Source organism: Streptomyces bobili (assembly GCF_002154575.1).
Classification (GTDB): Bacteria; Actinomycetota; Actinomycetes; order Streptomycetales; family Streptomycetaceae; genus Streptomyces; species Streptomyces bobili.
This window is the reverse complement of the sequence record NZ_MUBA01000014.1, coordinates 1-19,961: the sequence shown is the minus strand read 5'-3', so window position 1 is coordinate 19,961 and position 19,961 is coordinate 1. Positions and strand designations below refer to the sequence as shown.

Annotated in this window: 24 protein-coding genes and 1 pseudogene; 13 read left to right on the top strand and 12 right to left on the bottom strand. The window is 71.7% G+C overall.

Going from position 1 to position 19,961, the window contains the following annotated elements:
* Positions 1-46: 46 nt before the first annotated feature.
* On the top strand, positions 47-2,461 hold the full coding sequence (locus BZL64_RS01580) for an MMPL family transporter (protein WP_086765276.1): 2,415 nt from the start codon (positions 47-49) through the stop codon (positions 2,459-2,461).
* Between the two features lie 6 nt (positions 2,462-2,467).
* Here the strand turns inward: BZL64_RS01580 and BZL64_RS01575 are convergent, their stop codons facing one another.
* The 6 genes from BZL64_RS01575 to BZL64_RS01550 all read right to left on the bottom strand — a co-directional run bounded on the left by BZL64_RS01575 (position 2,468) and on the right by BZL64_RS01550 (position 6,002).
* Positions 2,468-3,253 carry a TetR/AcrR family transcriptional regulator gene (locus tag BZL64_RS01575; RefSeq protein WP_086765274.1) on the bottom strand — a complete coding sequence of 262 codons (786 nt, stop codon included), beginning with the start codon at positions 3,251-3,253 and terminating at the stop codon, positions 2,468-2,470.
* A gap of 11 nt (positions 3,254-3,264) precedes the next feature.
* Positions 3,265-3,807 (bottom strand): thiol-disulfide oxidoreductase DCC family protein, encoded by a 543-nt coding sequence (locus BZL64_RS01570; protein WP_086765271.1) that lies wholly within the window; start codon positions 3,805-3,807, stop codon positions 3,265-3,267.
* Positions 3,808-3,812: 5 nt separating this feature from the next.
* Positions 3,813-4,220: a hypothetical protein gene (locus BZL64_RS01565; protein WP_086765269.1), complete on the bottom strand. Its 408-nt coding sequence runs from the start codon at positions 4,218-4,220 to the stop codon at positions 3,813-3,815.
* Between the two features lie 105 nt (positions 4,221-4,325).
* Complete coding sequence (locus tag BZL64_RS01560) at positions 4,326-4,754, bottom strand: VOC family protein (RefSeq protein WP_086765267.1); 429 nt, start codon at positions 4,752-4,754, stop codon at positions 4,326-4,328.
* Positions 4,755-4,945: 191 nt separating this feature from the next.
* On the bottom strand, positions 4,946-5,140 hold the full coding sequence (locus BZL64_RS01555; protein WP_086765265.1) for a DUF397 domain-containing protein: 195 nt from the start codon (positions 5,138-5,140) through the stop codon (positions 4,946-4,948).
* Positions 5,141-5,147: 7 nt separating this feature from the next.
* The gene (locus BZL64_RS01550) at positions 5,148-6,002 is read right to left on the bottom strand and encodes a helix-turn-helix domain-containing protein (RefSeq protein WP_086765263.1); all 855 of its coding nucleotides are present in this window, start codon (positions 6,000-6,002) and stop codon (positions 5,148-5,150) included.
* Positions 6,003-6,254: 252 nt separating this feature from the next.
* On the opposite strand from BZL64_RS01550, the gene BZL64_RS40775 reads away from it, so the two are divergent.
* The 4 genes from BZL64_RS40775 to BZL64_RS01530 all read left to right on the top strand — a co-directional run bounded on the left by BZL64_RS40775 (position 6,255) and on the right by BZL64_RS01530 (position 8,209).
* Positions 6,255-6,683, top strand: a complete 429-nt coding sequence (locus BZL64_RS40775) for an ATP-binding protein (RefSeq protein WP_086765261.1) — start codon at positions 6,255-6,257, stop codon at positions 6,681-6,683.
* Positions 6,684-6,775: 92 nt separating this feature from the next.
* Positions 6,776-7,252, top strand: a complete 477-nt coding sequence (locus BZL64_RS01540; RefSeq protein ID WP_086765259.1) for a TM2 domain-containing protein — start codon at positions 6,776-6,778, stop codon at positions 7,250-7,252.
* Complete coding sequence (locus tag BZL64_RS01535) at positions 7,245-7,655, top strand: DUF2752 domain-containing protein (protein WP_244205141.1); 411 nt, start codon at positions 7,245-7,247, stop codon at positions 7,653-7,655. The genes BZL64_RS01540 and BZL64_RS01535 overlap by 8 nt, the downstream gene beginning before the upstream one ends.
* Before the next feature lie 290 nt (positions 7,656-7,945).
* Positions 7,946-8,209 (top strand): TM2 domain-containing protein, encoded by a 264-nt coding sequence (locus tag BZL64_RS01530; protein WP_073495377.1) that lies wholly within the window; start codon positions 7,946-7,948, stop codon positions 8,207-8,209.
* Between the two features lie 83 nt (positions 8,210-8,292).
* Here the strand turns inward: BZL64_RS01530 and BZL64_RS01525 are convergent, their stop codons facing one another.
* The 5 genes from BZL64_RS01525 to BZL64_RS01505 all read right to left on the bottom strand — a co-directional run bounded on the left by BZL64_RS01525 (position 8,293) and on the right by BZL64_RS01505 (position 12,571).
* On the bottom strand, positions 8,293-9,066 hold the full coding sequence (locus tag BZL64_RS01525; RefSeq protein WP_086765258.1) for a succinate dehydrogenase iron-sulfur subunit: 774 nt from the start codon (positions 9,064-9,066) through the stop codon (positions 8,293-8,295).
* The gene (sdhA, locus tag BZL64_RS01520; RefSeq protein ID WP_086765256.1) at positions 9,066-10,820 is read right to left on the bottom strand and encodes a succinate dehydrogenase flavoprotein subunit; all 1,755 of its coding nucleotides are present in this window, start codon (positions 10,818-10,820) and stop codon (positions 9,066-9,068) included. The genes BZL64_RS01525 and sdhA overlap by 1 nt, the downstream gene beginning before the upstream one ends.
* A gap of 24 nt (positions 10,821-10,844) precedes the next feature.
* On the bottom strand, positions 10,845-11,327 hold the full coding sequence (locus BZL64_RS01515) for a succinate dehydrogenase hydrophobic membrane anchor subunit (protein ID WP_086765254.1): 483 nt from the start codon (positions 11,325-11,327) through the stop codon (positions 10,845-10,847).
* A 5-nt stretch (positions 11,328-11,332) separates the two neighbouring features.
* Positions 11,333-11,713, bottom strand: a complete 381-nt coding sequence (gene sdhC, locus BZL64_RS01510) for a succinate dehydrogenase, cytochrome b556 subunit (RefSeq protein WP_086765252.1) — start codon at positions 11,711-11,713, stop codon at positions 11,333-11,335.
* 288 nt (positions 11,714-12,001) lie between these two features.
* Positions 12,002-12,571 carry a 2-oxo-4-hydroxy-4-carboxy-5-ureidoimidazoline decarboxylase gene (locus BZL64_RS01505; protein WP_086765250.1) on the bottom strand — a complete coding sequence of 190 codons (570 nt, stop codon included), beginning with the start codon at positions 12,569-12,571 and terminating at the stop codon, positions 12,002-12,004.
* A gap of 165 nt (positions 12,572-12,736) precedes the next feature.
* On the opposite strand from BZL64_RS01505, the gene BZL64_RS01500 reads away from it, so the two are divergent.
* Together BZL64_RS01500 and BZL64_RS01495 are read left to right on the top strand one after the other, a co-directional pair.
* Positions 12,737-14,413 (top strand): beta-N-acetylhexosaminidase, encoded by a 1,677-nt coding sequence (locus BZL64_RS01500; protein WP_086765248.1) that lies wholly within the window; start codon positions 12,737-12,739, stop codon positions 14,411-14,413.
* 120 nt (positions 14,414-14,533) lie between these two features.
* Positions 14,534-15,097 (top strand): hypothetical protein, encoded by a 564-nt coding sequence (locus tag BZL64_RS01495; protein WP_086765246.1) that lies wholly within the window; start codon positions 14,534-14,536, stop codon positions 15,095-15,097.
* 27 nt (positions 15,098-15,124) lie between these two features.
* Here BZL64_RS01495 and BZL64_RS01490 read toward each other — a convergent pair whose 3' ends face one another.
* A complete protein-coding gene (locus BZL64_RS01490; protein WP_086765243.1) occupies positions 15,125-15,619 on the bottom strand; it encodes a DUF1877 family protein in 495 nt (164 codons plus the stop codon).
* 149 nt (positions 15,620-15,768) lie between these two features.
* Between BZL64_RS01490 and BZL64_RS01485 the strand changes: the two genes are divergently transcribed.
* The 6 genes and pseudogenes from BZL64_RS01485 to BZL64_RS01460 all read left to right on the top strand — a co-directional run.
* Positions 15,769-16,194, top strand: a complete 426-nt coding sequence (locus tag BZL64_RS01485) for a hypothetical protein (protein WP_086765241.1) — start codon at positions 15,769-15,771, stop codon at positions 16,192-16,194.
* A 183-nt stretch (positions 16,195-16,377) separates the two neighbouring features.
* On the top strand, positions 16,378-16,800 hold the full coding sequence (locus BZL64_RS01480) for a hypothetical protein (protein ID WP_086765292.1): 423 nt from the start codon (positions 16,378-16,380) through the stop codon (positions 16,798-16,800).
* Positions 16,801-16,985: 185 nt separating this feature from the next.
* Positions 16,986-17,603, top strand: a complete 618-nt coding sequence (locus BZL64_RS01475) for an RNA polymerase sigma factor (RefSeq protein ID WP_086765239.1) — start codon at positions 16,986-16,988, stop codon at positions 17,601-17,603.
* Between the two features lie 87 nt (positions 17,604-17,690).
* Positions 17,691-18,536 (top strand): hypothetical protein, encoded by an 846-nt coding sequence (locus BZL64_RS01470; RefSeq protein WP_208639340.1) that lies wholly within the window; start codon positions 17,691-17,693, stop codon positions 18,534-18,536.
* Positions 18,537-18,904: 368 nt separating this feature from the next.
* Complete coding sequence (locus tag BZL64_RS01465) at positions 18,905-19,564, top strand: RNA polymerase sigma factor (RefSeq protein ID WP_229894457.1); 660 nt, start codon at positions 18,905-18,907, stop codon at positions 19,562-19,564.
* Positions 19,564-19,961 (top strand): annotated as a pseudogene (locus tag BZL64_RS01460) (hypothetical protein); the annotation flags it as partial. The gene BZL64_RS01465 and the pseudogene BZL64_RS01460, both read left to right, overlap by 1 nt.

The window sequence follows — 19,961 nt, the reverse complement described above, 5'->3', positions numbered from 1 at the left end:
AGGACCTGGGGGACCGACCGACGACGAAGGAGCGAGCGTGGCGGCATTGGCGCGATGGTGCTATCGGCACCGGCTGGTGGTCCTGTTGCTGTGGGTGGGGGCGTTGTTCGGACTGGGCTTCTCGGCCTCGTCCGCGGGCACGGACTACGCGAACGTCTTCTCCCTCCCCGACACGGATTCCAAGAAGGCGTACGACCTGATGGAGAAGGCGTTCCCCGCGAGCGCGGGCGACACCGACACGGTCGTCTGGAAGGTGGACGAGGGCTCGGTCCGCGACGAGGAGGTACGGTCCCGGATCCAGCCCGCACTGGAGAGGATCGCCGGCATGAAGGGCGTCGGCGGCGTCACCAGCCCCTACGCGGGTGCCGAGGGCGCGGGCCAGGTCAGCGAGGACGGGCGGATCGGGTACGCCCAGGTCACCTTCACCGACCAGGCGAACGCGGTGCCCAAGGAACTCGTCGAGGACGTCGTCGACACCGCGCGGGACGCCCGGCGCGACGGCCTGGACGTCGAACTGGGCGGTCAGGCCATCCAGCGGGTGCAGGAGCCGCCGGCCGGCCTCGCCGAGATGGTGGGCCTCGGCGCCGCGGCCGTCGTGCTGTTCCTCGCCTTCGGCTCGCTGTTCGCGATGCTGCTGCCGATCGGCGTGGCCGTCTTCGGTGTCGGCACCGGCATGTTCTCCACCCAGTTGCTCAGCCATGTCACCGACATCCCCGACCTGGCCCCGCTGCTGTCCACCCTGATCGGCCTGGGCGTCGGCATCGACTACGCCCTGTTCATCGTCACCCGGCACCGCAAGGGCATCCTGCGCGGCATGGACCCGGAGGAGTCGACGGTCACCGCCCTCAACACCTCGGGCCGGGCCGTGCTGTTCGCGGGCGGCACCGTGTGCATCGCGCTCGCCGGGATGCTGGTGACGAACCTGCGCTTCCTGGACGGCGTAGTCATCGGCACCTCCCTCACGGTCGTCCTCAGTGTCCTGGCCGCCACGACGCTGCTCCCGGCGCTGCTCGGCTTCCTCGGCCCGCGCGTGCTCAGCCGCAAGCAGCGGCGCATGCTCGCGACGACCGGCCCCGAGCCGGAGAAGGCGACGGGGCTCGCCCTGCGCTGGTCGGCGGGTGTGCAGCGGCGGCCGTGGCGGATCGCCGTGCTCGCCCTGGCGGTCATGGCCGTCCTCGCCCTGCCCGTCCTCTCGCTGCGCCTGGGCGCCACCGACCAGGGCAACGACGACAGCACCACGACCACCCGGCAGGCCTACGACCTGCTCGCCGAGGGCTTCGGCCCCGGCTTCAACGGCCCCCTCCAGGTGGTCGTCTCGGACGGTGACACCACCGCCCTCGTCAAGGACATCGAGGGCACCGAGGGAGTCGCCCGGGTCACCGCGCTGCCGCCCGCCCAGGGCGTCACCGTCGTCCAGGTGGTCCCCACGACCTCACCGCAGTCGCAGGAGACGGACGCGCTCATCGACCGGCTGCGCGACGAGGTGATCCCGGGCACCGGGGCGAAGGCGCACGTCGGCGGGGTGACCGCGGTCTCCAAGGACTTCTCGACCGTCACCGGGGACCGCCTGCCCCTGTTCGTGGCGACCATCATCGGCCTGGGCTTCCTGCTCCTGCTGGTGGCCTTCCGCTCGCTGGTGGTGCCGCTGACGGCGGCCCTGATGAATCTGGTCGCGGCGGCGGCCTCCTTCGGCGTGCTCGTCGCGGTCTTCCAGTGGGGCTGGGGCCTGGAACTGCTCGGCCTCGGCAAGGAGGGTCCGATCAACGCCTTCCTGCCGGTGATCATGCTGTCCCTGCTGTTCGGCCTGTCGATGGACTACCAGGTGTTCCTGGTCAGCCGGATGCACGAGGAATGGGTGCACACGCGCGACAACGCCCGCGCCGTGCGCGTCGGCCTCGCCGAGACCAGCCGGGTCATCAACTCCGCCGCCCTCATCATGGTCTGTGTGTTCCTCGCGTTCGTCCTGAGCGGCGACGCGGGCGCCGCGATGGCGGGCGTGGGCCTGGCGGCGGCGGTCGCCCTGGACGCGTTCATCCTGCGTACGGCCCTGGTTCCGGCCGCGATGCATCTGCTCGGCACGTCCAACTGGTGGCTGCCAGCCTGGCTGGACAAGCGGCTGCCGCACCTGGCGGTGGAACCGCGTGAGGACGCCGAGGAAGCGGCACCGGAGGCCGACGGCCCGGCCTCGGCGGTCCATGGCTATGTGCGCGACCCGGCCGGCGATCCCGTCGAGGGCGCGGCGCTCACCCTGATGTCCAAGGGCGGACGCCAGCTGGACCGGGTCACCTCACTCGCCGACGGCTCGTACATCCTCGCGGTCCCGGCGCCGGGGACGTACCTGCTGGCGACGACGGCCGCCTCGTACACCTCGCGCGCCCGGCAGCTGCTGGTCGCGGACGAGCCACTGGTCGTCGACGTGGAACTGGACCTGGAGCAGGGGGAGGTGGACGCGCCGCGCTGAGGCGCGCTACCCGTCCCGCTCCGCCGGGCCCGGCTGCTTCTTCTTCGCCGGGTCCGGCAGGGCCTTCGTCATGCCGGGCAGGAAGTCCGTGAACAGCTCGTGCACCTCGTGGACGAGGGGCCGCAGCATCCGGAAGCGGGCCAGCGCCACCCCGCGCGCGGTGAGCCGGGCGCCCCGCTCCGCGAGCCGGTAGCTGCGCTCGCGGCCCTCGGTACGGTCGAAGATCCAGTACAGGACGAGCCCCATCTGGGAGAGCCACATCAACTCGGGCAGCACCTCCCGCAGTTCCTCCGGCACCTTCGCCTTCGACCCGGCCAGCACCTCCCTGTGGACGTTGACGGCCTCCTCGCGCGCGTGCTCCGACTCCGGGGAGAAGGGGCTGAGCGGGCTGTCCGGGTCGGCGGCGTTCTTGAAGAACTGCACCGCGAACTCGTGGTACGGCGTGGCCACGTCCAGCCAGATCCGCAGCACACCCGCCAGCCGCGCCTCCAGGCCGCTCTCCCGCTCCAGCAGCTCCGCGATCGCCACCCGGTGCTCGGCGGCGAGACGGTCGTAGAAGCCCTGGATCAGGTGTTCCTTGCCGGCGAAGTAGTAGTACGCGTTGCCGACCGAGACCCCTGCCTCCTTGGCGATGGCCCGCATCGTCGTCTTGTCGTAGCCGCGCTCCTGGAACAGCCGCATCGCCGTCTCCAGGATCAGCGCGCGGGTCTGCTCCGACTTGGTCGGAACGGCGGCCTCGGAGGGCCGGGTCGGGGGAGCGGCCCCGTCGGGGCCGTCGTTGTTCGCGGGCACGGGAAGAGAGCCTAACCAGTGGGGCAGGAGCCGTCGTCACAGGCGGGGGACGTGGGGGAGGTGTGCGCCCAGCCCCGCGCCGGGTCGTACGCCCATCCGTCGGCCCGGCGGTACCCGCTCCCGCCCCATCCGCCGCGGTGCTGTTGGCTTCCGCGCCACTTGGCCGCGGCGAGCACGGCACCCTTGGCGAGCCTGGCCCCGGCGGGGGTGCTCAGCCGGTGGGCGAGGGGCCGGTGCTCGCGCAGGGCCCACAGGACGACGATCCAGGCGGCGGCGGAACGGTAGACCTGGCCGGCGTCGCCGACGACGGTGATCTCGTCGAGGGTGGCGCGGTGGTCCAGGCCGGGGAAGCGGCGGGCCGCCTCGGGGGAGCCGGCGGGCACCAGCTCCAGCGGCACCAGCTGCCGCTGGCGGCGCAGCCAGTCGCTCAGGAAGGCGCACAGGGAGCAGTCGGCGTCGTACAGGACGGTGAGCCGGCGGACCGGGACGCGCACGGCGTCCCGGTCGGCGGTGGCCCCGGTGGCGGCCCGTGGGGCCGTCGTCGCGGTCTTCATGGCGGTCAGGCTCCGGCCGTGGGGGCGACCCAGCCCTGCGGCGCGACGGGCGGCACCTGCTCGCGCTCCATGAGCCCGCGCCGCCGGATGCGGTTGAGTACGTACACGTTGCCCAGGTGCATCACCCCGAGGACGAGCAGGACGACGCCCAGCTTGGTCGACAGGGCCTCGAAGATGCCGCGGGTGTCGGCGATGGTCTCGTCACCGCTGAGGTACAGGGCGACGAAGCCGAGGTTGACCAGGTAGAAGCCGACGACCAGCAGATGGTTGACGGCTTCGGCGAGCTTCTCGTTCCCGTGCAGCACGTCGGCCAGGAAGACCCGTCCGTTGCTGCTGAGGGTGCGGGCGACCCAGATCGTCAGGGCGATGCTGACGACCAGGTAGATGACGTAGGCGACGACCGTGCGGTCCATGCGCCTCCCCCTTCTGAACGCGTTCAAAAACGTTGACAGGTCAGACTGTAGACCTGCTTTTGAACGTGTTCAACTCCCTTGCGGGCGGAGGGGATGGGGCCTGCGTCACACCCTGACCTCACGCCCTGCCCTCCGGCCCAACTCCGGCCGCTTGGTGTAGTCGGTGAAGCCCAGGACGTTCCCCCAGGGGTCGGCGACCTCCACGGTCCAGCCGGTGGCCCCCTTGAACGGCTCGTCCAGGGTCCCGATCCCGGCGTCCGCCAGCGCGCGGGCCGCCACGCGCGCGTCCGGCACCTCGAGCCACACGCGCGGGGAGGGCCACGGCGGCGGCCGGTGCCCGAGCGCCTCCTCCTCGCGCAGCAGGATGCCGGGCGTCTCGCCCCCGACCTTCAGCAAGGCGATCCCGGCCTCGTCGAACCGGAACGCCACCGCGAACCCGGCCCGCTCGTAGAACCTCACGGCCTCACCGAGGTCCCCGACGGGCAGCAGGACGTTGTCGAACCCGAGCAGTTCGTAGGACTCATCATCTGACATACCGTCAGAATAGGTGGGAAACGGGTGTGAATCGGTGATTGTCGGCCACCCCTCGTGCAATCCGGGCAGCGGTGGCGGTGTGCGTGAAGCTGAACTCGTTCCCACCTGTCGCTCGCCGCCTGCCCAGGACCGCCTCTGGGTGGGCACCGCCGACCGGAGGCGACGCGCTCAGCTGCGACCGGCTGTTCTGGTCAGGAGGTCGGGTTCTTCTTCAGGGTCTCGACGAACGTGGCGAAGGCGGGCGCCGGGAAGGTGAGGGTGGCGCGGGTGGGAGCCTTGGAGTCTCGAATGGCTATGTGGGTGTCCAGGTCCGCGACCTCGACGCAGGCGTCGCCTTGGCCGCCGCCCGAGTAGGAAGACCTGCGCCAGGTGTCGGAGGTGGTCATGTCGTCCTCACAGCTCCTTCGTCAGCTTGTGGATGAAGTCACGCGAGTGCTCGGGCTCAAGTGATGCCGCTTCTACCCTACGGAAGAGCGTTCGATAGCGGCTGAGTTGGGCTGCCGCGTCGATGAACACCGGGCCGTTCGGGCCATCACGGACAACGGCGTCCAACTGGGGGACCGGGCCGCCCGCGTACACCATGGCGCTGCCCGCCCCGCCGAAGCCGTTCAGGGCGAAGGGGATGACGCGCACGGTGACGTTGTCGGCCTCGGAGAGCTCAAGGACGCGAGTGAGCTGGGCGCGTGTCCCGGTCTGGTCGCCGACCCGGATGCGCAGCGCCGCCTCGTGGATCACGGCTTCGTACGGGATCGGCTCGGGGCCCTCGACGACGACTTTGCGCTTCATGCGGTGCTCGACCCACCGCTCCACCTCGTCCTGAGGGAACTCGGGGTTGACGTAGGAGAAGAGTGAACGGGCGTATTCCTCGGTCTGCAGCAGGCCAGGGACGTGGAGGAACTCCACGTCCCACCGATAGTGGGCGTGATGCTCGAGTTCGGGCAGGTCCAGGAACGGCGTCGGCAGCGTGCCCCGGTATTCCTCCCACCAGCCCCGGCCCCGGGTGGTCGCCATGACTGCCAGGGCATCGATCAACTTGCCGTCCGAGCAGGCGTAGATGGCGGCGAGGCGACGCAGGCGCTGCTCGCTCACGCCGGAGAGGCCGGACTCGATGTGATTGATCTGAGCCGAGCTGACCCCGAGCGCTGCCGCTGCCTCGCGCCCCGTGAGGCCTGCCGCGTCCCGCAGTTTGCGCAGTTCGATCCCAAGGCGCACTTGACGCGCTGTCGGTTCACGCCTCAACCCGGCCATGCACGGCTCCTCGACTCAACACGCTTGTGGGCGCCACTCGTTCAGCGTCAGATTACGCGATCCGCTTGCTAGACCTGGAAATCTAGGTCTGCTTTCGGTGATGCGACGCACACACTGCGGAACCGCCGGGACCCCGGAAGCGCACCGCCCCGTCCTGCCATGACGGCCGCGGCAATGCCACCGCCCACGAGCCTTCCGCGGCTCTCCGAAGCCCCACCACCGAACCGGAGCTGACGCACGCCCGAAGACGAGATCTCGCAGCAGTCCCAGGCCGACGGGCCCTCTGGAGCCTGGGAATACTCCCTCTACATCCCCAACGACCTCCGTGCCGTCACCGTCTCCCGCCGCACCCTCCGGCTGATCCTCACCCTCCACGGGCTGATCGGCCTCGTCGACACCGCCGAACTGCTCGCCGCCGAGCTGGTGTCCAACGCCGTACGGCACACCAAGGGGCCCGCGGCACTGCGCGTGCGGTGGGCGGACGGGGTGCTACGGATCGGGGCTTGGGACACGGACCCCGAACCGCCTTGGTTCCCGTCCGAGTCGGCCGATCTCGGAGAGGAGGAGGACGGCCGAGGGCTGGGGCTGGTACAGGCCTGTTCTCAGGTCTGGGGTTGGCAGCCGCTGGCGAGGTTCGGGAATCGGGGGAAGTTCGTGTGGTGTGAACTCGCCACCGCGTAGGACGATGGACCACCTGACTTCTTCAGGGCACGTCGTGTCGTGCAAGATGACGTGCATCCGATCGATCGTTTGACTTCGGGGGAGAACCCACCGTGACAGAACAGCCGCAGCAGCCCCAGCAGCCGCCCCAGCCCGGCTACGGGTACCCCAACGCCGGCCAGCAGCAGCCCTACCCCGGTCAGGCGGGCCCCTACGGGTACCCCCAGGGCGGGCAGCCGCAGGCCGGGTACCAGCAGCAGGCCGGCTACCAGCAGCAGGGCTACCCGCAGGGCGGCTACCCGCCCCCCGGCGCCGTCCCGCCCGGCACCTACACCGGCGACCCCAACGCCCCCTACGGCTACGACCCCTACGGCCGGCCCCTCTCCGACAAGTCGAAGATCATCGCCGGCATCCTCCAGCTGTTCCTCGGCACCTTCGGCGTCGGCCGCTTCTACATCGGCCACGTCGGCATGGGCCTCGCCCAGCTGTTCACCTGCGGCGGCCTCGGTATCTGGGCGCTGATCGACGGCATCATCCTGCTCACCAGCAACGACAAGACCGACGCCCAGGGCCGGATCCTGCGTGGCTGACGTGGTGGGCGCGGAGCGTGGCTCCCTCCTGCGACACCCGGCGGCGGCACCCCTCGCGGTGTTCGCCGCCGGTCTGGCCGGCTCGGCCTACCTGTACGGCACCGACCCGCACGAGAGCGGACACCTGCTGCCCCAGTGCCCGTTCCGCTTCGTCACGGGCCTGCTGTGCCCCGCGTGCGGCGGCACCCGCATGACGTACGACCTGATGCACGGTCATCTCGGCGCCGCCTGGCTGGACAACCGCGCCCTGCTCCTCGCCGCGCCCTTCGCGCTCGCGCTGTTGGGCCGCTGGATGTGGGAAGGGCTGCACGGACGCCGCTGGCGGCCCACCCTCGGCAAGCGCTCCCAGGCCGTGATCCTGGGCCTCGCCGTCACCTGGACCGTGGTGCGGAACGCCCTCTAGGGCCTCTGGGCCCAGCCGGCCGCGCAACGCCTTTCCAACCTACCGGGTTGGCGTGATTTGATCACGGAATAGGAACGATCGTTCGCTCCTACTCCCCTTTCTCCCGCCGGTCTCTCTAGGCTCACGGCTCACAGGGGGGACGTTCCGCGCGGCTGAAAGTGCGCGGACGTTGTGGACGCACGGTCCGCGCAAGCTCGGCATTTGTGGAACTCGCACCCTCCTGGACTCCCCATTCCGGAGCAACCAGCTTCGGAATCGCCGGAAATCGAAGCAATTCAGGAGCAGTTCTCATGACCGTCCCCACCCCCGAGGCCCCCTACGGTGTCGACCCGATGGGCCGTCCGTACTCCGACAAGTCGAAGATCGTCGCGGGCATCCTCCAGCTCTTCCTGGGCACCCTCGGCATCGGCCGCTTCTACGTCGGCTCCGTCGGCGTGGGCGTCGCCCAGCTCCTCACCTGCGGTGGCCTCGGCATCTGGGCGCTGATCGACGGCATCCTGTTCCTGACGAGCAACGACCGTACCGACGCCCAGGGCCGTGTCCTGCGCGGCTGATCCCGCTCGCCCAACGCCGAGGGCCCCGCTCCCTGCACTGCAGGAGCGGGGCCCTCGGCGTTGCGCCGGATCAGCCGCCGGGATCAGTAACGGCGGGTGATGAGCGCCCGCTTCACTTCCTGGATCGCCTTGGTGATCTCGATGCCACGCGGGCACGCGTCCGTGCAGTTGAACGTCGTACGGCAACGCCACACGCCGTCACGGTCGTTCAGGATCTCCAGGCGCTGCTCGCCGGCCTCGTCACGCGAGTCGAAGATGAACCGGTGCGCGTTGACGATGGCCGCCGGGCCGAAGTACTGCCCGTCGTTCCAGAACACCGGGCACGAGGACGTGCAGGCGGCGCACAGGATGCACTTCGTCGTGTCGTCGAAGCGCTCGCGGTCCTCGGCCGTCTGGAGGCGTTCGCGCGTGGGCTCGTTCGTGTCCTTCGTGATGAGGAAGGGCATGACGTCGCGGTACGCCTGGAAGAACGGGTCCATGTCGACCACGAGGTCCTTGAGGACCGTGAGGCCCTTTATGGCCTCGACCGTGATCGGCTTGGCGGGGTTGAGGTCCTTGATCAGCGTCTTGCAGGCCAGACGGTTCTTGCCGTTGATCCGCATCGCGTCGGAACCGCAGATGCCGTGAGCGCAGGAACGGCGGAACGTCAGGCTGCCGTCCAGCTCCCACTTGATCTTGTGGAGGGCGTCGAGGACACGCTCCTTGGGGTCGATCTCCACCTGGAAGTCGTCCCAGAACGCCTCGGCCGAGACCTCCGGGTTGAACCGGCGGATCCGGAAGGTGACGGTGATGTAGGGGGAGTCGGCGAAACCGGGCTCGGGGGCCGAGTCAGCCTTGTCCAGAACAGGGGTAGCCATCAGTACTTACGCTCCATCGGCTGGTAGCGGGTCTGGACGACCGGCTTGTAGTCGAGACGGATGGACTCGGTGCCGTCGTCGCCCACCTCGCGGTACGCCATGGTGTGGCGCATGAAGTTGATGTCGTCGCGGTTGGGGTAGTCCTCGCGGTAGTGACCGCCGCGGGACTCCTTGCGGGCGAGGGCGGACACGGCCATGACCTCGGCCAGGTCGAGCAGGTTGCCCAGCTCGACGGCCTCCAGCAGGTCGGTGTTGAACCGCTTGCCCTTGTCCTGGATCGAGACGTTGAGGTACCGCTCGCGCAGCTCGGCGATCTTCTCGACCGCCGTCTTGATCGTCTGCTCGGTGCGGAACACCATGACGTTGGCGTCCATGGTCTCCTGCAGCTCGCGACGGATCGTCGAGACCCGCTCGGTGCCCGTCGAGGCGCGCAGCCGCTCGATCTGCGCGACGACCAGGGACGCGGGGTCCTCCGGCAGGTCGACGTAGTCGGCCTTCTGCGAGTACTCGGCGGCGGCGATGCCCGCGCGCTTGCCGAACACGTTGATGTCCAGCAGCGAGTTCGTGCCGAGCCGGTTGGCGCCGTGCACGGACACACAGGCGACCTCGCCGGCGGCGTACAGACCGGGCACCACCGTCGTGTTGTCGGCGAGCACCTCACCCTGGACGTTCGTCGGGATGCCGCCCATCGCGTAGTGCGCGGTGGGCTGGATCGGGATCGGGTCCGTGTACGGCTCGATACCGAGGTAGGTGCGCGCGAACTCGGTGATGTCCGGCAGCTTGGCATCGAGCTGCTCCGGCGGGAGGTGCGTGAGGTCGAGGTAGACGTGGTCGCCCTCGGGACCGCAGCCGCGGCCCTCACGGATCTCCGTGTAGATGGACCGGGACACGACGTCACGCGACGCCAGGTCCTTCATGACGGGCGCGTACTTCTCCATGAAGCGCTCGCCGTCCTTGTTGCGGAGGATGCCGCCCTCACCGCGGGCGCCCTCCGTCAGCAGGATGCCCATGCGCCAGATGCCGGTCGGGTGGAACTGGAAGAACTCCATGTCCTCCAGCGGGAGGCCGCGACGGTAGACCGCCGCCTGCCCGTCACCGGTCAGCGTGTGCGCGTTGGACGTCACCTTGAAGAACTTGCCGGTGCCGCCCGAGGCGTAGATCACGGCCTTCGCCTGGAAGACGTGGATCTCGCCGGTGGCCAGCTCGTACGCCACGACGCCGGCCGACCGCTTGACGCCGTCGACCTCGGTGATCAGCTGGTCCAGGACGTAGAACTCGTTGAAGAACTCCACGCCCTCCTTCACGCAGTTCTGGTACAGCGTCTGCAGGATCATGTGGCCGGTGCGGTCGGCCGCGTAGCAGGACCGGCGGACCGGGGCCTCGCCGTGGTTGCGGCTGTGACCGCCGAAGCGGCGCTGGTCGATCGTGCCGTCCGGGGTCCGGTTGAACGGCAGGCCCATCTTCTCCAGGTCGAGGACCGAGTCGATGGCCTCCTTCGCGAGGATCTCGGCGGCGTCCTGGTCGACCAGGTAGTCACCGCCCTTGATCGTGTCGAAGGTGTGCCACTCCCAGTTGTCCTCCTCCACGTTGGCCAGCGCGGCGGCCATGCCGCCCTGCGCCGCGCCGGTGTGGGAGCGGGTGGGGTAGAGCTTCGTCAGGACCGCGGTGCGGCTGCGCTTCGTCGACTCGATCGCGGCGCGCATACCGGCGCCGCCGGCGCCGACGATGACGGTGTCGTACTTGTGGATCTTCATGGGTGGATTACCTCAGCCCCGTGCCTAGCGGATGTTCGGGTCGAAGGTGAAGATCACCAGCGTGCCCAGCAGGATGGTGAACACCGTGGCGGTGTAGAGCAGGCCCTTCAGCCACAGCCGGGTGTTCGCGCGCTCCGCGTAGTCGTTGATGACCGTGCGCAGGCCGTTGGCGCCGTGCAGCATCGCCAGCCACAGCATGAGCAGGTCCCAGACCTGCCAGAACGGCGAGGCCCAGCGGCCGGCCACGAAGGCGAAGCCGATCTTGGAGACGCCGCCGTCCAGCACCAGCTGGATCAGCAGGTGACCGATGACGAGGACGACCAGCACCACGCCGGAGAGGCGCATGAACAGCCAGGCGGCCATCTCGAAGTTGCCCCGGGTCGACTTCGGGGACTTCTTGGTCCGCTGGCGCGGGGCCTCGATCAGAGGCGCCGGATTGTCGACGCTGTACAGGGAGGCGCCCTCGACGGGGCCGATCCCGGACGCGGTGGTTTCAGTGGTGGCCATCTGTCTCAGCTCCCGAACACTTCACGAGCGGCGTGGCCGAGGACGGGGTAGATCGCCCCGATCATCAGCACGACCCAGATGCCGACGACGGTCCAGAGCATCTGCTTCTGGTAGCGCGGGCCCTTCGACCAGAAGTCGACGGCGATGACACGCAGGCCGTTCAGCGCGTGGAAGAGGATGGCGGCCACCAGGCCGTACTCCAGCACGGCGACGAGCGGGGTCTTGTACGTGGCTACGACCTTGTCGTAGTCCTCGGGGGAGACACGCACGAGTGCGGTGTCCAGCACGTGTACGAACAGGAAGAAGAAGATGAGGACGCCGGTGACTCGATGAGCCACCCAGGACCACATTCCTTCCCGGCCGCGGTACAGCGTTCCAGCCGGCACGGAAGAACCCTCCGGGAGCGGGGATTGGGGCCTGCCGGCTTCGGCGTCGGACGGGCCCGGCCGGGTACGGTCCACCGGCCCCCAGCATCGTAGCGACGCGCTGGCGCTCGGCTTACGGGGGGCCTACCGGTGTGATCAAAGTGGCACGCGAATGAGTGAGCGGGTGCGGCAAATGGGGTGGGGTGTGCGGTTATATCCCGGCTGGACCGGCTGCGGACCGGCGGTGCGCCACGGTGCCCGGCCACGCCCCCCGGCGGTCGGCCGTGCCCCGTGACCGGGCGGCGGATGTCACAGTCCCGGACCCTCAAGGGCGCCGGCCAGGCGCTGCCTCGCCAGGCGCCGCAGTTCCTCCGCGACGACTTCGCGCTCCTTCTCCGGATCGTTCGCCCATCGTGACCGGATGGTTTCCAGTACGTGGTCGAGGGCCTCGTTCGGGGGAAGACCGTCCAGGCAGATGACGAAGGTGTGGCCGAAGCGGGCCTCGTAGGCCGCGTGTGCCGCGCCGAGCGCCATGTGGGCCGCCCCGTACGCGTCCTCGGGCAGGGGCGGCAGGGACTCGGCCGCCAGCGCCTCGGTCAGGTCCCCCGCCGTCAGGTCGTACGCCGCCTCGTCCGACGCGGCCAGGAGGGCGTCCAGGGTGGGGTACGGGCGGTGCGCGGTGACGCGGTGGGCCCAGCTGAGGCTGCGGAGGCAGCCGAGGAGGAGGCGGTGGGCCTCTGCCGCGGGCGCGCCGTTGAACCCTTCCAGCGCGGTGCGGGCCGGTGGAGGGGTCCGGGTCTGTTCCGGGAGGGCCGGCAGGGCGACCCGGTCCGGAAGGTCGGAGAGACGGTGCGCAGGCAGCGTGGATCCTCGCGTCACATGTGGGGCGGCAGGGGATGCCGTGAAGGGTGTGACGTCACGTTATCGAGAGGGGGCGTGAGGTGTCCGACGGATGCCCGAATTTCACCCCCACGGGCGAGTTTCGGAACGGGGGACGGACCCCTTCGACGCGCCTCGGACGGACCCGGGCCGTAGGTTGGCGGGGTGAGCAGGCACAGGCATCGGCGCCACGCGCCGGAGAAGAGGCCGCAGGACAAGGCCGTACGGAGGGCCCTGCTGGCCGGCGGCCTCGTCGTCGTGCTCGGCGCCGGCGTGGGCGTCTGGGCCTCGGGGGACGGCGACGGCGCGGCGCCCGCCGGATCCGCCGCGGACCGGGCCGCCGGCACGTCCGGCGGGGTGAGCGGGGATCCGGCCCCGTCGGCGTCGAGCGCGAGCCCGTCGCCCACCCGGTCCTACGCCCTCTCCAAGGCCCCCCGCACCATTCCCGCCGTCCGCGCGCACACCCCGGCGCGCGGGCCCGGCTGGCGGCCGGCCGCGAAGCAGCGGGTCGTCGTGAGCGACGCGGACCTGGCCGACGAGGGCCGGCTCGTCGCCGGTGAGCTGGGGATGACGTACGCGGGCGAGCGGGACGACGTGCGCGCCGGGGACCTGCGGCTGGCGCTCAACGACGACGAGGGCGCGAACCCGGAGTCGTACACGATGACCGTGCGCGGCGGGCGGGTGACCGTCAGCGGGCGGTCGGACACGGGCGTGTTCTACGGCACCCGCACCCTCAAGCAGGAGGTGCGCGGCGGCGGTACGGCGCCGGAGGGCGTCGTGCGCGACGAGCCGGCCAAGCCGCGGCGCGGCTTCATGCTGGACATCGCGCGCAAGAACTTCAGCGCCGGGTGGATCGAGGACCGGGTGCGGGAGCTGGGGGACCTGAAGTTCAACGAACTGGGCCTGCACTTCTCCGACGACCAGGCCTTCCGGATCGAGTCGGACACGCACCCCGAGATCGTCTCCCCGCAGCATCTGACCAAGGCGCAGGTCAGGAAGATCGTCGACCTGGCGGAGAGCCGGCACATCACCGTCGTGCCCGAGATCGACTCGCCCGGACACCTGGGCGCCGTCCTCGCCGCCCACCCCGAACTGCAACTGCGCAACGCGAGCGGTGTCGCCACCCGCGGGGCGATCGACATCTCCAAGGACGCCTCCGCCGCCCTCCTCGACGACCTCCTCGACGAATACGCCGGGCTGTTCCCCGGCGGACAGTGGCACCTGGGCGGCGACGAGTACCAGGCCCTGACGGTCTCGAACCCGGAGGCCTCCTACCCGCAGCTCGCCGCCGCCGCGCGGGAGCGGTACGGCTCCGGCGCCACCGTCGCCGACCTCGCGACCGGCTGGCTCGACGACCGCGCCGACACCGTCCGCACCCACGACCGCACCGTGCGGGCCTGGAACGACGGCTTCTTCAGGGGCACGTCCGTGAAGGCCGACGCCGCCCTCCAGGTCGCCTACTGGACCGGCAAGGAGATCGGGGCGCGCCCGCCCACGGACTACCTGAGCGCGGGCCGCGAGGTCATCAACTACAACGACGAGTACCTCTACTACGTTCTCGGACAGCCGCAGACCTTCGTCTACCCGACCGGGCGGCGCATCTACGAGCAGTGGACCCCGCGCGTGCTGCGCGGCACGACCCCGGTGCCCGCGCGCTACGACGACCAGATCCTCGGCGGGACCTTCGCCGTCTGGTGCGACCTGGCGAACTCGCAGACCCAGGCCCAGGTCGCGGCCGGCATCCGGATGCCACTGCGGGCGACCGTGCAGAAGCTGTGGGACCCGGGCGCGCCCGAGCTGTCCTGGACCCAGTTCCAGGCGCTGGCGGACCGCCTCGGCTGAACCCCCGCCACCTGGCCGAAAACCTCTCCTCGCCGTCCCCTGTGACACTCCTCGGCTGTCGCACGCAGTAAGGGGAAGTGTGGGCTCCGTAAGGGCGGTGCCCTGGACAGGGAGGCGTGAATGAGCCTGGTGGACCTCATCGCCCGAGCCGACGAACGCGGCCTGGCCGCGAGCGGACTGGCTTGTTTGGATCGGTGTGTGCCCCTCCTCGGAGGCGACGACGAGATCCTGCGCCCGCTGTGGGGCAACCTCACGGAGGCGTCCGACGCGGCCGACTGGGGCGGGATCCTCGACCAGATACGCGCGAAACTGGGCGAGGGAGACGGTGAGGACGACGGGGGCGACGAGGCCGTCCTGCTCGCCCGGCGGATGCTGGCGGGCGCCCCCGCCGAACGCACCGCCGCGCAGGTGCGGCTCTGGGCGGACGCCTGCTCGGTCGCCTCGCTCCAGATCCACCGGCTCCTCGACCCGGCCGACGACCCCTCCCCGCTCGACGACCGCCGTGAGGGCCGTACACAGGACATGCCGCCGCTGGCCGCCGCCGAACTGCGCCGCCAGGTCACCGTCCTGGAGGTCGTCGCCGGACACGGGGCGGGCGGGCTGCGCCGGGCGCTGGAGGTGTCCGTGGAGGGACGCCGGGTGCTGCGGGCGGTGGTCTCGCGCAGGGCACGCGGACGGAAGTGACGCCGGCGGGTCAGCGGGAGAGGTGACTCAGGTGTGCAGCCACTTCACCACCGCGTCGCCGTACCGCGCGGTCGTCGTGTAGAAGGCCGTCAGGTCGGCGTGGGCGGCGGCGAAGGCGGCGCGGGTGCGGGCCTCCTCGGCTGGGCCGCCGTAGCGGGAGAGCAGCTCGGGGCGGACCGGGCGCCACAGGTCGTCGAAGTCGGAGCCGGCGAGGAAGGCCGCCACGCGGGTCGTCTGGGCCGCCGTGAGCAGCAGGAACGGCGACTGCTTGGGGCCGGTGGAGTAGACCCGCTGGCCGCCGAGGACCACATGGGCGCCGGGCCCGGCGTCGGCGTGCTCCGGCGGGGCGTCGGCGTACAGGAGCTGCTGGTCGGGGTAGCGGTCGTCCAGGACCTCCTCGCGGTGCCGTCTGAGCCGGCCGCGCAGGGCGTCCTGGTCGTCGTCGAAGAGTCTCCGCAGCCAGCTGGTGCTGTTGCGCAGCGCCGAGGCCGGTACGGCGCGGAAGTGGAAGTACGCGCTCATCACTGCGGCAGCGCACGGAAGGGCGCAAGTGTCACTCCCGTGTCCCTCGTGCGGGGAAGGTGGGGCGGTCCTGCGCCGGTCCCGGGAACAGGCCCGCACGGCGTGACGGAAACCGTGCGGACCCCGCTGTGGGGTATGTGACGTGGAATGTGACGCAAGGTGCGGCGGACGCCGCGACGGGGGCCCCGGCGCCGGGGCGGACCCAGCCGGCCGGCCGGCCCTCCGCCGCCGCGAAACCGGCCCGGTGGGCGGCGGACGCCGTGACCGCCCTGCGCGAGGGCGCGCGGCTGCACCTCGACTACTCGGCGCAGAGCCTGTGGCGCGTCGACCGGGTGATCGACGAGCTGCGTCGCGAGGACACGCCGTACGGCGCCGTGGAGAACGTGCTGCGCGGGCTCGGGGCGTACGGCGGTGAGGTGATCGTGCGCCGGACCGGCGGCGAGTGGTGGTCGACGGGCGGCGACCACTGGGTCCGCACCCCCGACGGCCGACTGTGGGACCCGGTGGACGAGGCCCGCCGCTGCTTCGCCGGCCACGGATCCCTGCGCCTGCTGTGCCGGGACGCGACGGGCTAGCCCCACGGGCCGGGACGCGGGGAAGGGGCCCGCGCCGGAGCCCCTCCTTCGGTGTGACCGGTGACACAGCCGGTACCCGTGATGCTTGCGTGGCCGGATCCGCTGGGGCAGACGGGGAGACCTGGTGCTCGGCGGTCCCCCACCCGAGGGGAGGGGACGGACCCGATGGATGACGAGAGCGGGATGAGAGCACGCGCGGCCGGATTCGTCGCGCGCGTCGGCGCACGCGGCCGGCTGCCGCTGGACTACTCCGTCGCCAGCCTGCGCGTCGTCGACTTCCTGGTCGACGGGCTGCGCAAGGGCGGCGCGGACCGGGAGCGGGCGCACGACACGCTGGTCGAACTCGGGGCGTACGTGGGGGAGGTCCTGGTCCGCCGGGCCGGCGCCGTGTGGGTCGACCTCGACGAACGGCAGCGGGCCTGGTTCGGCCAGCCCGTCGGGGTGCGCATGCCGGACGGACGGGTCTGGAACCCCCTCGGCAAGGTCGTCAACCGTTTCGAGGCGGGCGGCACCGACGAGTCCCTGCACACCTTCTACCTGACTCTGCACGGCAGGGCCCGGCGGACGCCCGGCAGGGGCACGCCGGCCAGGGGGGCAGCGGCCTGAGCCCGGGACCCGCCGCTGGCACCGGCACGGTCCCACGGGGGTGGGCCGAGCCGGTGCCGACGGTGTCCTGTGACATTTCTGTGAGGCCTGACGCTGATGACCGTGGGGGCGAGGACGCGGCCGGGACGTCCGCACGGCGCGTTCGCCACGCACCCGCCACGAACTCCGCACGAACGAGGACAGTCTTGGGCCAGGGAGGGGAACCCCGGCGCGCGCAGGCGTACGACGGGGAACTGGGCGCGGCGGTAGCGCGAGCCCAGGACGGCGACGAGTCCGCGTTCGCGGTCGTGTACCGGATCGTGCAGCCGGGGCTGCTCGGCTATCTGCGCGGCATCGTCGGCGACGACGCCGAGGACGTCGCCTCCGACGCCTGGCTGGAGATAGCCCGCGACCTCGGACGGTTCAAGGGAGACGGCGCGGGATTCCGGGGCTGGACGGCGACCATCGCCCGGCACCGGGCCCTGGACCACCTGCGCAGGCTGCGGGTACGGCCCCGGGCGTCGGCGCTCGAACAGGACGTCCTCGACCTGCCCGGCCCGCACGACACCCACGACCAGGTCGTGGAGTCGCTGTCCACCGAGCGGGCCCTGGACCTGGTGCGCGGACTGCCGCCCGACCAGGCCGAGGCCGTCCTGCTGAGAGTCGTGGTCGGCCTCGACGGACCCGCGGCGGCCCGTGTCCTCGGCAAGCGTCCCGGCGCGGTCCGTACGGCGGCCCACCGGGGGCTGAAGCGGCTCGCGCGCCAGCTCGGCGTCGAAGGTGTGACGGATGACGGCCCCCGGACGCTGGGGGAGTCGAAATGAACGGTGACGGTCGCGGCCCGTACGGACCAGGGGCGGCGGACGTACCCGGCGGAAGAGATCGAACCAGCACGACAGGCGGAATCGGACATGGGTGAACGGACGAGCGGTGGCGGGGACGCCCACCGCCGACACGCACACCCCGCCCGCTGCGCCCCGGACACGGACGGTCACCCCCAGGTGGAAGCGCTGCTCACGCGCGCCCTGCGGCACCCGGACGTCGCTCCCGAGCGGGAGCGGCAGGCCGTGGCGGCGTTCCGGGCCGCGCGGGAGGCCGGCGCGCACCGGGCCCGTACCCGGCGCCGGGACGACTGGCGGCCCCGCGCGCAACGGCACACCGTCCGCTCGCTCAGGGCCACGCTCTCCGTGGTCCTCGCGAGCCTGGCCCTCGGCGGTGTCGCGGTCGCCGCGATCGGCTCCTCCGGTTCCTCGCAGGGCAGCGCCGACGACGGCGCGCCCCGGACCCCGTCGGCGAGCGCGCCCGACGACCGGCGCGCCGGACCCGCGCCCACCGTCACCTCCGGCACCTCCGCCGGCCAGGACCGGCCGCCGTCCGCCCAGGACACCGAGGCCCAGTGCCGCGCCTACGACCAGGTCGCGGGCCGGGGCAAGGCGCTGGACGCCACGGCGTGGCAGCGCCTGCTCGCCGCCGCGGGCGGCGAGGAGAACGTGACCGCCTACTGCGCGGCCCACACCGCCTCGGCCACGCCGGCCCCGGAGAACAGTCGCGGGGGCGGGGGCGGTCAGGACAAGAGCGGCGAAGGCGCGGACCCGGCCGCCGGAACCACGGGCGATGCCGGGAACGGGAACGCCGGGAACACCGAAGGCGGGGGAGACACCGGGGCGGCCGGGGACACGGCGACGGTCGGAAGCACGGGGAACAACGGTCGGCCGGAGCCCGAGAAGACGCCGGACGCCAAGGGCGGGGAGCAGTAACCGCTCTCGTGCCGGTCCTCGCTTGAAGCCTGCCCGCCGGGCGCCGCCGCCGTGCTGCCAAAGCAACGGCCGGAGCCGCCACCCCCCACAGGAGAGGCCCCGGCCGTCGCGCGGCACGGGCCGCGCGGCGACCCGTACCTCCTACAGCGCCATGAGTGCGTTTTCTGTCACACCCCCCGCCCCGACATCCGCGTCACGAGTCGGTTGCGGCTTGTCCGGACATGGACGCCCCGTGGTTTCAGGTCGTAACGTGCCTTTCGCGCCGGACGGCGGAAGGGCTGAGCAGCGTGACCGACTGCGGCCGCGACCATGAGCGGCCCCGACCAGCTGCGGTCGGCGAACCGCACCATCGACCGAGGAACCACGACGTGGGGGACGACGCGGAGCTGACAGCCGCGGTGCTTGCGGCACAGAACGGGGACGAGACCGCTTTCCGCGCTGTGTACCGCTCGGTGCACCCGCGGCTCCTCGGGTACGTCCGCACCCTGGTCGGCGACCTCGACGCCGAGGACGTCACCTCCGAGTCCTGGCTGCAGATAGCGCGCGACCTGGAGCGGTTCAGCGGGGACGCCGACCGCTTCCGCGGCTGGGCCGCCCGGATCGCCCGCAACCGCGCCCTGGACCACATCCGGATGCGCGGGCGCCGGCCCATGGCCGTCGGTGACGAGACGGAACTGACCGGGCGGGCCGCCGAGTCCGACACCGCGGGCGAGGCCATGGAGGCGCTCGCCACCGGCCGCACCCTCGACCTGATCGCCCGACTTCCGCAGGACCAGGCCGAGGCGGTCGTCCTGCGGGTCGTGGTGGGCCTGGACGCCAAGACCGCCGCCGAGACGCTCGGCAAACGGCCCGGCGCCGTCCGCACGGCCGCGCACCGCGGGCTGAGGAAGCTGGCCGAACTGCTCGGTGAGGACCCGGACACGGCGGGCGCGCTCGACGCGCTGCCGGCGCAACGGGGCCCGAGGGGGCGCGTGTTGCCGTCCGGCGGTGTGACGCATGCGGGCGCGCCGACGCAGAAGGACATGTGATGGCCGACGATCGCCGTGTCTTCCCCGGGGACGGGGAACCCGCCACCGGCCCCGCCGCGGGCCGCTCCGACGGCCGCTGGCTGAACCGCGAGACGGCGGAACGCCTGCTGGCCGGGGAGGCGGCGGACAACGCTGTCGCGCCGGCCCACCGGGCCGAGGCGGACCGGCTGGCGAGGACCCTGGGCGCGCTCGCCGCGATGTCGGCCGCGGCGCCCGTTCCCGACGACGAGGAACTCCCCGGCGAGGCGGCGGCTCTCGCCGCGTTCCGCAAGGCACACGCGGACCGCGCGGACCGTGCGGCGGCCGGGCGGCCGGGTTTCGTCGCGGGGCCCGCCTTCTCCTCCCGCCCGGTGCCGCCCGCCGACGAGGCCGGTGTGGTCCGCATCGGCGGCCGTAC

What these genes read in the sequence shown, in the direction of transcription:
- BZL64_RS01570 (WP_086765271.1), bottom strand. Translation starts at nt 3,807, where the DNA reads ATGAAGACCGCGACGACGGCCCCACGGGCCGCCACCGGGGCCACCGCC.
- BZL64_RS01565 (WP_086765269.1), bottom strand. Translation starts at nt 4,220, where the DNA reads ATGGACCGCACGGTCGTCGCCTACGTCATCTACCTGGTCGTCAGCATC.
- BZL64_RS01560 (WP_086765267.1), bottom strand. Translation starts at nt 4,754, where the DNA reads ATGTCAGATGATGAGTCCTACGAACTGCTCGGGTTCGACAACGTCCTG.
- BZL64_RS01555 (WP_086765265.1), bottom strand. Translation starts at nt 5,140, where the DNA reads ATGACCACCTCCGACACCTGGCGCAGGTCTTCCTACTCGGGCGGCGGC.
- BZL64_RS01550 (WP_086765263.1), bottom strand. Translation starts at nt 6,002, where the DNA reads ATGGCCGGGTTGAGGCGTGAACCGACAGCGCGTCAAGTGCGCCTTGGG.
- BZL64_RS01530 (WP_073495377.1), top strand. Translation starts at nt 7,946, where the DNA reads ATGACCGTCCCCACCCCCGAGGCCCCCTACGGTGTCGACCCGATGGGC.
- BZL64_RS01525 (WP_086765258.1), bottom strand. Translation starts at nt 9,066, where the DNA reads ATGGCTACCCCTGTTCTGGACAAGGCTGACTCGGCCCCCGAGCCCGGT.
- sdhA (WP_086765256.1), bottom strand. Translation starts at nt 10,820, where the DNA reads ATGAAGATCCACAAGTACGACACCGTCATCGTCGGCGCCGGCGGCGCC.
- BZL64_RS01515 (WP_086765254.1), bottom strand. Translation starts at nt 11,327, where the DNA reads ATGGCCACCACTGAAACCACCGCGTCCGGGATCGGCCCCGTCGAGGGC.
- BZL64_RS01495 (WP_086765246.1), top strand. Translation starts at nt 14,534, where the DNA reads ATGAGCCTGGTGGACCTCATCGCCCGAGCCGACGAACGCGGCCTGGCC.
- BZL64_RS01490 (WP_086765243.1), bottom strand. Translation starts at nt 15,619, where the DNA reads ATGAGCGCGTACTTCCACTTCCGCGCCGTACCGGCCTCGGCGCTGCGC.
- BZL64_RS01480 (WP_086765292.1), top strand. Translation starts at nt 16,378, where the DNA reads ATGAGAGCACGCGCGGCCGGATTCGTCGCGCGCGTCGGCGCACGCGGC.
- BZL64_RS01470 (WP_208639340.1), top strand. Translation starts at nt 17,691, where the DNA reads ATGGGTGAACGGACGAGCGGTGGCGGGGACGCCCACCGCCGACACGCA.